Below are 13,874 nucleotides of genomic sequence, written 5' to 3' on the forward strand. Positions count from 1 at the left end.
GGCCTTGTGTCGCGAATGGGGTGCGAAGCGCACCCAGCATTTGCGCACCATCCTGATATCGCAGGGGCTGCTACGCAGCCCTTTCGCGACACGAGGCCGCTCCTACAGAAAACCGCGCTCAGCTGCGACTGCGGGATCACTCGGCAGTTCAGCCCAACCTTGCCCGTTCTTCGGCGCGCAAGGTCAATACTTCGCACCCGCTCTCGGTCACCGCCACCGTATGCTCCCACTGCGCCGACAGGCAATGGTCGCGGGTGATCACCGTCCAGCCGTCGCGCAGGGTGCGGGTGCCGCGCCCGCCCTGGTTGATCATCGGCTCGATGGTAAACACCATCCCCGGCTGCAAGGTAAGGCCCAACCCACGCTGGCCGTAGTGCAGCACTTCGGGCGCTTCGTGCATCTGCTGGCCGATGCCATGCCCGCAGTACTCACGCACCACGCTGTAGCCTGCGGCCTCGGCATGGGCCTGGATGGCGTGGCCGATATCGCCCAGAGTCGCCCCGGGGCGCACCTGGGCGATACCCTTGAACAGCGCCTCATAGGTGGTGTCGACCAGCCGCCGAGCGTCTTCGCTGATAGCGCCGATGCAGTACATCTTCGATGAGTCTGCAATGTAGCCGCCTTGCTCCAGGGTGATGTCGACGTTGACGATCGAGCCTTCGGCGAGCACCTCGTCAACCTTTGGCATGCCGTGGCAGACCACGTGGTCGACCGAGGTATTCAGCGCATAGGGAAAGCCGTACTGGCCCTTGCTCGCCGGGCGTGCCTTGAGCTGCTCGACGATGAACGCTTCGGCGCGGTCATTGATCTGCAGGGTGGTCACGCCTGGGCCGATGAACCCGTCCAGGTGCTCGAACACCTGCGCCAGCAACTGCCCGGCACGGCGCATCAGGGCCAGTTGCGCGGCGTCCTTGAGAATGACCTGGCTCATTGCAGCAGTTCCTTGAGGTTGGCTTGCTCCTGGCGCAGCAACTGGCGCAGCAGGTCCTGGTAGGTGGCTTGCGGGTGCAGCTCGGCGAGCATGCCGAGGCGAATCCAGTGCTCGGCCTGGGCGTTGATCGAGCGCGACAGGGCAGCGCTGGCCACGCGCAGGTCTTCGTGGAGGGTGTCGCAGATCTTGACGATGCCCATGGCGGGTTGTACCTGTATATGAAACGTATACGGATCATATCCTCTTGTGCATGTGCTGTGCCACACCCCGGTGCGGGCGTGTGCAGTTTTGGGGCCGCTGCGCGCCCCATCGCAGGCTGTTGCCAGCTCGCACAGGGGCTGGGCAATGCCTCAATATTGCGACTGTGCGCGGTCTCTGTGGGAGCTGGCGACAGCCTGCGATGAGGCCAGCACAGGCTTGCGCAGAACCATGGAATCTCCCACAGAGTCAGCCCCTCTGGGCTGGCCCGGCTTTTGCTGTGACTCCTGCATCCAGGCCATCAACGTCGATGGCCGCTTTTTCATCACGACGAAGGCGCCGTGTTGCTTCGCTTGCTTGTGCAGGCGCGGCAGCCGGCGCCTTTGGCGTTTCATCAGCAGGAGATCGCCGATGAGCAGCAGCGAGGTGCGCAGCGTTTGCCCGTATTGCGGCGTAGGGTGCGGCATTGTCATGAGCGTGCGCGAAGGCAGGGTGGTCAAGGTTAGCGGCGACAAGCAGCACCCCAGCAACTTCGGGCGGCTGTGCACCAAGGGCCTCACTGCCCATGTGCCGCTCGAGGTCGGACGCATGGCCCACGCCTATGTGCGCCGCCGGCGCCAGCAGCCGCCGGTGCGTACCGGCATGGATGCCGCCATCGAAGACGCGGCAGCGCGGCTGCGGGCGATCATCGACCAGCATGGCGCCGACGCCGTGGCGCTGTATGTGTCCGGGCAGATGTCGCTGGAGGCGCAGTACCTGGCCAACAAACTAGCCAAGGGCTACATCCGCACCCGGCACATCGAGTCCAACTCGCGCCTGTGCATGGCCAGCGCCGGCAGCGGCTATAAGCAGTCGCTGGGCGCCGACGGCCCGCCCGGCAGCTACCAGGACTTCGAGCGTGCCGAGGTGTTTCTGGTGATCGGCGCGAATATGGCCGACTGTCACCCGATCCTCTTTCTGCGCCTGCTCGACCGGCTCAAGGCCGGCGCCCGGCTGATCGTTGTCGACCCTCGGCGTAGTGCGACTGCCGACAAGGCCGACCTGTTCCTGCAACTGCGCCCAGGCACCGACATGGCGCTGCTCAATGGCCTGCTGCACCTGTTGCACGTCAACGGCCATACCGACCCGGCGTTCATCACCCAGCACACCGAAGACTGGGCGCAGATGCCGGCGTTTCTGGCCGACTACACCCCCGAGCGCGTGGCGGCCATCACCGGCCTTGAGCCTGCCGCCATCCATCAGGCCGCGCGGCTGATCGGCGAGGCCGGTGACTGGATGAGCTGCTGGACCATGGGCCTGAACCAGAGCATCCACGGCACTTGGCACAGCAACGCATTGTGCAACCTGCACCTGGCCACCGGCGCCATCTGCCGCCCCGGCAGCGGGCCGTTTTCGCTGACCGGCCAGCCCAACGCCATGGGCGGGCGCGAGATGGGTTACATGGGCCCCGGGCTGCCGGGGCAGCGCTCGGCGCAGGTGGCCGCCGACCGCGCCTTCGTCGAGCAGCAGTGGCAATTGGCGCCGGGCACGTTGCGCAGCGAAGGCGGTGAAGGCACGGTGGCGCTGTTCGAGCAGATGAAAAGCGGTGAGGTCAAAGCCTGCTGGATTATCTGCAGCAACCCGGTGGCCAGCGTCGCCAACCGCCAGCAGGTGATCGACGGCCTGGCCCAGGCGCAATTGGTGATCAGCCAGGATGCGTTTCTGGACACTGAAAGCAACCGCTACGCCGACATTCTGCTGCCCGCTGCACTGTGGGCAGAAGGGGAGGGCGTGATGATCAACAGCGAGCGTAACCTGACGCTGATGCCGCGCGCCGTCGAGCCGCCGGGGCAGAGCCTGGAAGACTGGCGCATCATCGCCCGCATCGCCTGCGCCTTGGGCTACGGGCATGCGTTCGACTACCCCGATGCCGAGTCGGTATTCGAGGAAATCCGCCGTTTCTGCAACCCCGCCACCGGCTACGACCTGCGCGGCATCGGCTACCGCCAACTGCGCGAGCGCCCGCAGCAGTGGCCCAGCGCACCGGGGCGGGCCGATCACCGCAGCCCGCAGCGCTACCGCAACGATGGCATCAGCCAGCCGCTGTTGCGCGGCGCCAACGGCCAGGTGCCTGCGCTGGCGTTTCCCACTGCCAGCGGCAAGGCGCGCTTTTTCGCCAGGCCCTGGCTGCCACCTGCCGAACTGCCCGACCCGGACTTCCCGTTCGTGCTCAACACCGGGCGTGTGCAGCACCAGTGGCACACCCTGACCAAGACCGGCAAGGTGGCGAGCCTGAACAAGCTCGACCCTGGGCCTTTTGTCGAGATTCATCCCGACGACGCCCAGCGCCTGGGCATTGCCAACAAGGACCAGGTGGCGATTCGCTCGCGGCGTGGCCAGGCGCTGCTGCCGGCCAGGCTGAGCGACCGGGTACTGCCCGGCAGCTGCTTTGCGCCGTTCCACTGGAACGACCTGTATGGCGAGCAACTGGCAATCAACGCCGTTACCTGCGATGCGGTGGACCCCACCTCGTTGCAGCCGGCGTTCAAGCACTGCGCGGTGGCGCTGGAACGTGTGGCGGGGGAGCGTATCGAGGCGGTCGAGCTGGACCTTGCAGCGCCACCCGAGCCTGCACTTGCGCAAGCGCCGCGCCACCGCGTGCTCTGGGCTTCTCAGACCGGCAACGGCGAAGCGTTGGCCCAAAGCTGCGCCGAGCGCCTGCGCAGCGCCGGGCTTGCCGTTGAGCTGAGCTGCATGGAAGCGGTGAGCCCCCAGCAGTTGGCGGGCGCCGCCAGCGTGCTGCTGATCGCCAGTACCTTCGGCGATGGCGACGCCCCGGACAGCGGCGCGGCGTTCTGGCACGCCCTGCAAGGCGAGCAGGGCATGCACTGCGCCGCGCTGCCCTATGCGGTGCTGGCCCTTGGCGATTCGAGCTACGGCCAGTTTTGCGGCTTTGGGCGCAAGCTCGACCAGCGCTTGGCCGAACTCGGCGCCCACCGCTTGCTGGACCGGGTCGATTGCGAACCGGACTTCGACGAAGCCTTCGACAACTGGCTGGCCAGGCTGCTGGCACAGCTGGGCAGCGCTGCACCGCTTGCCGAGGCCGCGCCGCTGGCTGACGGCCACAGCCGCCGACAGCCATGGCGGGCTCCGCTGCTGGAAAATCGGCTGCTCAGCGGCCCCGGCTCCAGCAAGGAAACCCGGCAGATCGTGTTCGACCTCAGCGGCAGCGGCCTCACCTATCAGCCCGGCGATGCCTTGGGCGTATGGCCGCGCAACTGCCCGGCACTGGTCGATGAGGTGCTGGCGCTGATGCAGCTCGATGGCACCACCCAGGTGCAGCTCAAGAGCCAGCCGCCGATGACGCTTGCCTACGCATTGGCGCGCCATCTGGATATCACTCGGGTGACGCCCGCGCAGTTGGACGTGTTCAGCCAAACCAGCGCAGACCTGGCGGGCCTTGAGCCTGGCGAACTCAAGGCTTGGCTCTGGGGCCGGCAACTGGCCGATGTGCTGCGCGCCTTCCCCCAGCAGCTGGCGCTGGACACCTGGCTGGACCTGCTGAAACCGTTGCAGCCGCGCCTGTATTCGATCAGCTCAAGCCCTGCTGCGCATCCAGGCCAGGTGCACCTGACTACCTCGACGGTGCGCTATGGCGCGCGCAAAGGGGTGTGCTCGACGTTTCTGGCCGACCGTGCCGGTGCGCTTGATGTGGCGATTTTTGCGCAGCCCTCCAAGCATTTTCATCTTCCTGACGACGACGCCACGCCGATCATCATGATCGGCCCCGGCACAGGCATCGCGCCGTTTCGCGGTTTTCTCGAAGAGCGTGAAGTGCGCGGGGCCAGCGGGCGCAACTGGCTGTTTTTCGGCGAGCAGCAAGCGGCCTGCGACTTCTACTACCGCGACCAGTTGCAGGCCTGGGAGGCCAGTGGGCACCTGCGCCTGAGCACGGCGTTTTCCCGTGATCAGGCCGAGAAGATCTATGTGCAGCACCGCCTGCTGGAGCATGGCGCCGAGCTATGGCAATGGTTGCAGGCGGGGGCGGTGGTGTATGTGTGCGGCGACGCCCAGCGCATGGCCAGGGACGTCGATAGCGCGCTGCGCCAGTTGGTGGCCACGCATGGCGGCATGGATGACGCTGCGGCGGGCGCTTATGTCGAGGCGCTGGGGCGCGACAAGCGTTATCGCCGGGATGTGTATTGAGTGCACCAGAGTGGTGAGCGTTGCACTGGGTTGGTTCGTTTTCGGCGTGGTTCAACGGCTGCGCGGAAGTTGCTTTGATGGTGTAGGAGCGGCCTTGTGTCGCGAAAGGGGGGCGAAGCGCCCCCAGGATACGCGCACCACGCTCATAGGGCTGGGGCTGCTTCGCACCCCTTTCGCGACACAAGGCCGCTCCTACAGAGACCGCGCTTGCAAGGTTTGGCACAGTCCCTGCTTTGACCTTTGCACAACAGCCCCGCTGATCAACGGCGATCATCCACGGGCACACACTGATGAGTACAGGCAAAGGCGCCTGGAGCTTTAGCTCCAGGCGCCTTTTTTGTTTTCCGTGATCGAGGATCGGCTATGAAGGCAACAGCGAACGGCGCACCCAGAGAACGACTGGTCATTGTCGGCAACGGCATGGTTGGCCACCACTGTGTCGAACAACTGGTCGCACGCGGTGCGCTTGAGCGCTTCGAGCTGCATGTGTTCGGCGAAGAGCGCCAGCGCGCCTACGACCGTGTGCACCTCTCCGAATACTTTGCCGGCAGTTGCGCCGAAACCCTGGCCCTGTGCGACCAGGCGTTCTATGGCGACAACGGCGTGCACCTGCACCTGGGCGAGGCGGTGCTGGAAATCGACCGCGAGCGCCGCGAAGTGGTCACCGCCCAGGGCCGCTACGGCTATGCGCAGTTGGTACTGGCCACCGGTTCCTACCCGTTCGTGCCACCGGTTGAAGGTTCGGCGGGCGATGCGCGCCTGGTCTACCGCACCCTCGATGACTTGGACGCCATCCGCGCTGCCGCAAGCTCGGCGCGCCGTGGCGTGGTGGTCGGCGGTGGGCTGCTGGGGCTGGAGGCGGCCAATGCGCTGAAATCCCTCGGCCTGCAAGCCCATGTGGTGGAGTTCGCCCCACGGCTGATGCCGGTGCAGCTCGACATTGATGGCGGCGCCGCCCTGAAAGCGCAGATCGAAGCGCTGGGCGTGGGCGTGCACTTGTCCCGCGCTACCCAGTCGATCAGCGCCGGCGAGCACTACCGCTACCGCATGAACTTCGACGGCGGCGAACACCTGGAAACCGACCTTGTGGTGTTCTCGGCCGGCATCCGCCCCCAGGACGCCCTGGCCCGTGCCTGCGGCCTGGAAGTCGCCCCCCGTGGCGGGGTGGTGATCGACAACCACTGCACCAGCAGCGACCCGCAGATCTTCGCCATCGGCGAGTGCGCCTCGTGGAACGGCAGCGTTTTCGGCCTGGTTGCGCCGGGCTATGCCATGGCCCGTAACCTTGCGGCGTTGCTGATGGGCGAGGCAGCCCCGGCGTTCACCGGTGCCGACATGTCGACCAAACTCAAGCTGCTGGGCGTCGACGTCGGCTCCATCGGCGATGCCCATGGTGCCACGCCGGGTGCGCGCAGCTACCGCTTCATCGATGAAGCCAACGCTTCGTACCGGCGCCTGGTGGTCGATGCCAGCGGCAAGCATGTGATTGGTGCGGTGCTGGTGGGCGACAACAGCTATTACGACACCCTGCTGCAGTACGCCCAGAACGGCATCAAGCTGCCGGCCGACCCTGCGGCGTTGATTCTGCCGCAAGGCGCAGGTGCGCCAGCGCTTGGCGCCGATGCGTTGCCCGACAGCGCGACCATTTGCTCGTGCCACAACGTCAGCAAGGGCGCGGTGTGCGCCGCCATCGACGGGGGCTGTGCAGACCTGGGTTCGGTCAAGGCTTGCACCAAGGCTGCCAGTGGTTGCGGTGGTTGCTCGGCGCTGCTCAAGCAGGTGGTCGAGCACGAGCTCAGCGCCCGCGGGGTGGCCGTGGACAAGAGCCTGTGCGAGCACTTCGCCTACACCCGCCAGGAGCTTTACGCGCTGGTGCGGGTAGAGGGCATTCGCACCTTCGCCGACCTGCTGCAACGCCACGGCAAGGGCCATGTTGGGTGTGACCTGTGCAAGCCGGCAGTGGGCAACATTCTGGCCTCGTGCTGGAACCAGCCGATCATGGACCCGGCGCTTGTGCCGCTGCAGGACACCAACGACACCTTCATGGCCAACATGCAGAAAAACGGCACCTACTCAGTGGTGCCGCGCATTCCTGGTGGCGAAATCACCCCGGAAAAACTTATCGTCATCGGCCAGGTGGCAAAAAAATACGACCTCTACACCAAGATCACCGGCGGCCAGCGCATCGACCTGTTCGGCGCCCAGTTGCACGAACTGCCGCTGATCTGGGGCGAGCTGATCGAGGCTGGCTTCGAAACCGGCCACGCCTACGGCAAGTCCACCCGCACGGTAAAGTCCTGCGTCGGCAGCACCTGGTGCCGCTATGGCGTGCAGGACAGCGTGGCCATGGCGCTGCGCCTGGAAGACCGCTACAAGGGCCTGCGCTCGCCGCACAAGCTCAAGTTCGCGGTATCGGGCTGCACCCGCGAATGCGCCGAAGCGCAAAGCAAAGACATCGGCGTGATTGCAACCGACAAGGGCTGGAACCTCTACGTGTGCGGCAACGGCGGTATGCGCCCGCGCCACGCCGAGCTGTTCGCCACCGACCTTGACGACGAAACCCTGGTGCGCCTGATCGACCGTGTGCTGATGTTCTACATCCGTACCGCTGACAAGCTGCAGCGCACCTCGGTATGGCGCGAGAACCTCGAAGGCGGCCTGGACTACCTCAAGCAGGTGGTGCTGGACGACAGCCTCGGCATTGCTGCCGAGCTTGAAGCGCAGATGCAGCATGTGGTCGAGCAGTATGAATGCGAATGGGCCAACGCCCTGAGCGACCCGGAAAAACTCAAGCGTTTCCGCACCTTCGTCAACGACGAACGCCCCGACCCCGACGTGCACTTTGTCCGCGAACGCGGCCAACGCCGCCCGGCCGGCGCGCTGCACCTGATCCCGACCCATGAGGAGGCTGTGTGATGAACCTTTCCAATGCTGCTGTAAAGACGCAAAGCAACTGGCAAGCCGTGTGCACTGCGGCTGATCTGGTCGCCGATTCCGGGGTGGTGGTCTGGCACGAAGGCCAGCAGGTGGCGCTGTTCTACCTGCCGGGGCAGGGCGGTGAGCTGTTTGCCGTCGGCAACCGCGACCCGCGCTCGGGGGCCAACATCATCGGGCGTGGCTTGGTTGGCTCGGTACAAGGTGAGCTGGTGGTGGCCGCGCCGCTGTACAAACAGCACTTCTGCCTGGACAGCGGGCGTTGCCATGAGGACCCGCAACAGGCGCTGCCGGTGTGGGCAGCGCGGATCAGCGGCGGCCAGGTGGAGCTTGCCCGGCGCTAGGGTCTGTCTGAAATATGTCTGCGCGAAGGCCAGACAAGGCGAGACGGGGCAAGGCACGGCCGGGGTCGTGCTCGACTGTATTGGAGTACATGAGCATTCCGAGCCCCGTTTCAACGCCGTACGGGCGAGTGCAGATACACTTCAGACAGAGCCTGGCACTGCACGTCGATCAGCCCATGTGGGGCATTACGCTTTCCAGCGAGAAGTCGAAATCTTCACGGGGCAGGGTTGCGGGCAATTGCTGCACCGGCTTGAAGTGCAGGCCGTAGCCGAATGGATGCAGCGGCGCCCCTAGCCCGCTGTAGCCACTGATGTCGACCAGGTAATTGCCTGGGGCAACTTCAAGGTAATCATTGTTCTTCAGCCGGTCCTCATAGTTGGCGAGGTAATTTGTGAAAAACTGCGGGTCCCAAGCCATGAGTGCCCCGAGGTCGGCCACAATCAGTACCCCTGAGGTGATATGCAGCGGTGCACCGTGGTAGGTGAGGTGCCTGGTGGCACCTGTGGCCAAGGTGCCAGCATCGTCTACGAATACCGCATAGTCATCATCTGGAATTTGGTAGATGGGGAAGATCACTCCCTCGACGATGGCTTGGTTGCCTACCGCCTGATCATTGATGAACAGATCAAATACATCGTTGGAGCGGTAGTCGATGCGGCGCAGGAAGGCCTGCAAGGTGTGTGGGTCGAACAGCACGATCCCGGGAGCGTACAGCGTGATGTTGGCGATGTTCTTCATAGATCGCATCCTGGTGTTTTGCTGGAACCGATGATTTTTCGGAAGGCTTCGCCAATGGTCACGTCCTTGGCCAGAATTTGCCCAGTCCGGGGAATCTTCAGGAAGCCCTTTTCAGTGAACGGTTTATACGCTTTGTCGATCTTGCTCAGCAGGTCTGCCGTAGTTCCTTTGAACTTGCTCGAGAACGGTACCCCCTCCTTGGCGATTGCCTTGTGGAAATTCTCGTGCACTTTATCTGAGCCGTCGACCTCGTTCGGGTACCAGGAGGGTGAGTCCCACTTGCTCGAGAGTTCGGAGAAACCATGGTCATCGGCGTGCCCGCGAGGAAACGGGTGATGCCCCATGCCATCGTGCTTGAGTGGTTTCCAGAATGGCATCCAGCCGAATGGATCGATCCAGAGCAATGCGTTGGGCGCATAACGATAGAGGTTGGTACCGCCCGCCAAACCTATGGGGTCGGGCTGAGTGAAGCGGCCGATGTCCGGGTCGAAGTAGCGGAACGTGTTGTAGTGCAGGCCCGTCTCGCGGTCCAGGTACTGCCCTTGGTAGCGTAGATTTTGCGGCTGGGTCTCATCCGCGCTGTGTCGCTCATCCAGCGGGGCGCCCCAAGCGCTGTACTGGCACTGCCAGACAATTTCGCCATCCTCTGTGCTGAGCTGCTCAGGCAGGCCGGCCACATTGGTGTGGAAGTACCGCAGGCGTTCCTCGCCGGCACAACCATCGATGCGCGCCAACGGTTCATGGCCGTAAGCATCGGTGTACACGTACACACTCGCCCGACTATCAGTAATCTCCTGCAACAGGCGGAGCCCCTGCCATTGAAACTGCGTGTGGCTGAGCGCTTGGGCGACCCCTTCGCGATAGAGGGTCTTGCTGGTGCGGCGACCGAGTGGGTCGTAGGTGAACTCGATCCTCTCGCTGATCGGGCCACGCTGTTGATGCACCCGCGTCAGGCGGTCTTCTGCGTCGTACTCGAAACGCTGCGTCAACATGCTGGCGCAGCGCTTCTCGACCAGGCGCCCAAAACCGTCATAGCGATAGTGCTTGCCGTCGTGACTGAGCAACTGGTCATGCCTTACGGTGCGATTGACCTGATAACCGTCAAGCAGATTGCCGGCTTTGTCATAGGCATGAATTTCCACTCGCGGGCTTGGGTTGTCAGCGGTGGTGGATGTGACTGCATGCAGGCGCTCGGTGGGCCCATGGTCGTAGCGCCGCGTGGTTTGCGAGGGCAAGGTGAAGCCGGCCATGCCAGGCAACTGCGAAAGCCTGTCAGATGAGGTTGGCGGGCAGGGCTGGAATGGCGTCAGTGTCTCCGCGGCCAGGTTCCCGCCCGCGTCGTACTGGTAGTCTTTTTGCAACAACGCCAGCGAAGCGCTGGAGGCATCGGCGTTGTATATGGCCTTTTGCACGATGCGATTGGCGAAGTCATGGCGGGTGCGAGTAGCCAACTGTCCCTGGCTGCGCAGAACTTCGGCGTGCAAGTCGTTGCGCTCGAAGTCGCTGATGACTCGCCCGTCGAGGTTGATCTGGTGCAGATGGCCAGAACCGTAATACAGGTAGTTGATCCGCCGCAGGTCGTCGAGGATCACCGTCTGCAAGTTGCCGAGTTCATCGCGCTCCAGTTGCAGCGTACCCAGTTGGGCAGTTTCGCTGATTATCCGATCCAGCGGGTCGTAGCTGAAAGCTACCTGCTGCACTTCGCCTTTCAGGCTGGTGAATTGCACTGAAAGCAGATTATCGGCGTGATCATAGAGGTATTCGGTCAGCCCGTCGGCGGTACGTTTGCTTGCCAGGCGGCCTGCTGCATCCCTGCAATAATGCTGTATCTGCGCCGCCTGTTCCCCGTTTATCTGGCGAGGGTGGCGTAGCTGCGTCAGCTCACCGTTGGCCGCGTAGCGATAACTGGTTCCGCTGCCATCGAGATTTTGTTGCGCGACCAGCCGATCAAGGGCGTCCCATTCAAAATGGTAGTGCTCATTGTTTTCGTTGCTCAACTGGCGCATGCGCCCGTAGGCATCGTAGGTGTATCGAACGGTCAAACCCATTGCATCGGTGCGGCTGACCAGGCGCCCGCAACTGTCGTACTGCCATTGAGTAGCCTGGCCAGCCGGGTCGATATGCCTGGATAGCTGGCCTGAGCTGTCGAACACGTAGCGCTCGACGCGACCATCTGGGTGCTGGATGGAGATCGGGTTCGCGCACCCGTCGTGATCGAAGTGGGTCACTGCCCCCTGCGCATCTGTTGTTTGCTTCAGATTTCCGCGTGCGTCATAGCGGTAGGTGGTCTGCATCCCCGAGCAATCGCGATAGGCCAGCAGTTGACCATGGTCGTTCCATTGCAGGTGCCGTATTTTGCCCAGCGGGTCGGTGATACGGATGACGCGGCCATGTGCGTCGTGCTGATAGCGTGTCTGCCTGCCCAACGGGTCTGTTTCGCAGGTCAGGTTGCCTTTGCGGTCGTACTGGTATCTGCGAGTTCGGCCAGCGCCATCGGTCACGCTGGTTGGCAAGGACCAGTGCTCGGTGTAGAGGTAGGTGTGAGTGCGCCCCAGCGGGTCTTCACTGGCCACCATCCGGCCGATCGAGTCATAGCTATAACGCCAGGTGTTACCCAGCGGGTCCTGTGTCTCGACAAGCTGACCGTTCTCGATGGTTTCTCGCCAACAGTCTCCGTTGGGGTCGGTGTAGGCGTAAAGCTCGTACTGGGCGCCCCAAAGGAAGTGCTCTATCCGTCCCAAACTGTCGGTGACTTGTGTATGGCCGGTAGCAATATCGTACTCGAAATGGTATTCCTCGCCTGTGCCTCCCCAGTGACGCACCACTCTCCATTCATGATCTGGTTGGGTCTCGAGCAAGGTCGGCATCGAGGTGTTGCTGAGGCTTTCTCCGTGGGCGGGCCTGGAAAGTACCGGGTAGCGCTGCCACTGGTAATGGAAGACTCCGCCAGCCGGCAGTGTCTGACTGGCCATGTAGCCTTCAGCGGTGTAACTGAAACGCCTGACACATCGCCCCTCTCGGTCAGTGACTTCGCTGAGCTGCCCGCTTGCGGTGTAGCCGTAAGTGACCAGAGGCTCGTGGCTGAGCACATCGAACTCGTTGCCTGGGCGCAGATAAACCCGCCTGACCTGCGCAACTCGGCGAGGATGGACAGCGTCGTAGCACAGCTCGACAACCGTTCGGCCGAAGGTATCAACCAGATATTGGAGGCGGCCCGAAACATCATGCAAAAGGTCAAGACGATTGAGGTTGCGGTCGCCGAGTTGTACCAGTCGGGAACGCCGCTTGTTGAGCGGGTCAACGCTGAACACCTGATAGCGACCGCTATAGATGTCTTCAACCACAGTAATGCCAGAGTCCTGCTGAAAAAATGCCAGGCCGTCCATCGAGCTGACGAACGCGCTGCCCACCTGCAGCCGGCCTAGCTCCAGCCGGGTACCTTCCTCATCGACGTAGATCCACAGATCTCCGCCCTGAGGGTGTTCCACCCGTTGGACTTCAGCCTCATAGGGCAGGCTCCAGCCTTTGCCCAGCAGCCCCTCAGTGCGCATATCATTGCTGTCGTAGCGCCGAGTCCATTCGATTGGCAGCAGCCCCGGCACGGTGAAATCGTGATCCTCAGGGCCGTCGAGCAGCTTGCTGCCCGTTGACACCACCACCGGCCTCCCTTTGCAGCGCGGGATTTTCGAACCAGGCTTGGGGGCTTTGCCGGGGCGTGCACGCACACGTCCGCGGCGAGCGATGAGCATACCAGCGACCAAGCCGATGGCCTTCGCCAGCGCGCTTTTGCCATCGCGGATATCTCGCACCGTCAGCGTACCGCCGCCAATACGCACGTTCGGTGAGAAGGTCATGCCGATAGGGCCGTCGCAGGTAGTCTTGTCGCCTACCCTGGCGGCTGGTTGGCCATTGATGAAGACTTTGTCCGATCCTTGCGCCACGAACTGCTCTGGCATTGGCGGGTGCTTGCTGCACTGTGCCTTGTCGTGGTTTGCAGGCTGTGTTCCCGGGTCTGCGGCCTGGCTGATCGGGGGGTTGAAAATGCCGTTTATTTCCTGGGCCAGACCGATGATGGGCAGCATCATGGATGCCCCGAGCATGGCGTAGGCGCCGACGTTCTCCAGTATTGAGGGCTCCTCTTCGGGAGCCTCGGCGGTAACCGGGCCGGTACTGATACCTGCCGCCCGCGCTGCCGGTATCCCGTTGATATGGGTGTTGTCCGAACCTGTCTGGATCGCCCCATAAGGCTCCGGCGGGAACATCGAATTGCCGACCCAGTCGCTGAAGCCGCTGATCTGCTCGCCAATGCTCTTGTCTTCGCCGCCAGGCAACATGGCCGCAGCGCCCACCAGGGCACCGGCGATCAGTGGCGTCAGCACGGTGGCCGCACCGCCGGTGCCGACCACCGCTACCACCGCGCCGCCAATGGCTGCTGCTACCGCCGCCGTAGCGGCGGCGTAGACCACGGCCTCGGTGAGGGTGCTGACCAGTTCGGCCATCAAAGGTGGGTGCAGGATGAGGTCGCCCAGGCGGGCGGCGTGCA

General features: G+C 63.6%; 7 protein-coding genes. 3 read left to right on the forward strand and 4 right to left on the reverse strand.

What is annotated here, in order from left to right; translation table 11 throughout:
* Positions 1–148: 148 nt before the first annotated feature.
* Positions 149–931, reverse strand: coding sequence for a type I methionyl aminopeptidase (gene map / locus HU719_RS03115; RefSeq protein WP_186536327.1), 783 nt, complete (start codon positions 929–931; stop codon positions 149–151).
* On the reverse strand, positions 928–1,131 hold the full coding sequence (locus HU719_RS03120) for a ParD-like family protein (RefSeq protein ID WP_186521367.1): 204 nt from the start codon (positions 1,129–1,131) through the stop codon (positions 928–930). Before HU719_RS03120 ends, map begins: the two co-directional genes overlap by 4 nt.
* Before the next feature lie 409 nt (positions 1,132–1,540).
* Between HU719_RS03120 and HU719_RS03125 the strand changes: the two genes are divergently transcribed.
* From HU719_RS03125 to nirD, 3 genes are all read left to right on the forward strand, one after another.
* Positions 1,541–5,314 carry a bifunctional nitrate reductase/sulfite reductase flavoprotein subunit alpha gene (locus HU719_RS03125; RefSeq protein ID WP_186536329.1) on the forward strand — a complete coding sequence of 1,258 codons (3,774 nt, stop codon included), beginning with the start codon at positions 1,541–1,543 and terminating at the stop codon, positions 5,312–5,314.
* 363 nt (positions 5,315–5,677) lie between these two features.
* A complete protein-coding gene (gene nirB, locus HU719_RS03130) occupies positions 5,678–8,230 on the forward strand; it encodes a nitrite reductase large subunit NirB (protein WP_186536330.1) in 2,553 nt (850 codons plus the stop codon).
* A complete protein-coding gene (nirD, locus tag HU719_RS03135) occupies positions 8,230–8,592 on the forward strand; it encodes a nitrite reductase small subunit NirD (RefSeq protein WP_186536331.1) in 363 nt (120 codons plus the stop codon). Before nirB ends, nirD begins: the two co-directional genes overlap by 1 nt.
* 169 nt (positions 8,593–8,761) lie before the next feature.
* Here nirD and HU719_RS03140 read toward each other — a convergent pair whose 3' ends face one another.
* Together HU719_RS03140 and HU719_RS03145 are read right to left on the reverse strand one after the other, a co-directional pair.
* Positions 8,762–9,331, reverse strand: coding sequence for a hypothetical protein (locus HU719_RS03140; protein WP_186536333.1), 570 nt, complete (start codon positions 9,329–9,331; stop codon positions 8,762–8,764).
* Positions 9,328–13,797 (reverse strand): RHS repeat-associated core domain-containing protein, encoded by a 4,470-nt coding sequence (locus HU719_RS03145; RefSeq protein WP_367616361.1) that lies wholly within the window; start codon positions 13,795–13,797, stop codon positions 9,328–9,330. The genes HU719_RS03140 and HU719_RS03145 overlap by 4 nt, the downstream gene beginning before the upstream one ends.
* Between the last annotated feature and the right edge of the window lie 77 nt (positions 13,798–13,874).

Source organism: Pseudomonas farsensis (genome assembly GCF_014268805.2).
GTDB lineage: Bacteria > Pseudomonadota > Gammaproteobacteria > Pseudomonadales > Pseudomonadaceae > Aquipseudomonas > Aquipseudomonas farsensis.

What these genes read in the sequence shown, in the direction of transcription:
- nirB (WP_186536330.1), top strand. Translation starts at nt 5,678, where the DNA reads ATGAAGGCAACAGCGAACGGCGCACCCAGAGAACGACTGGTCATTGTC.
- map (WP_186536327.1), bottom strand. Translation starts at nt 931, where the DNA reads ATGAGCCAGGTCATTCTCAAGGACGCCGCGCAACTGGCCCTGATGCGC.
- HU719_RS03140 (WP_186536333.1), bottom strand. Translation starts at nt 9,331, where the DNA reads ATGAAGAACATCGCCAACATCACGCTGTACGCTCCCGGGATCGTGCTG.
- HU719_RS03120 (WP_186521367.1), bottom strand. Translation starts at nt 1,131, where the DNA reads ATGGGCATCGTCAAGATCTGCGACACCCTCCACGAAGACCTGCGCGTG.
- HU719_RS03125 (WP_186536329.1), top strand. Translation starts at nt 1,541, where the DNA reads ATGAGCAGCAGCGAGGTGCGCAGCGTTTGCCCGTATTGCGGCGTAGGG.
- nirD (WP_186536331.1), top strand. Translation starts at nt 8,230, where the DNA reads ATGAACCTTTCCAATGCTGCTGTAAAGACGCAAAGCAACTGGCAAGCC.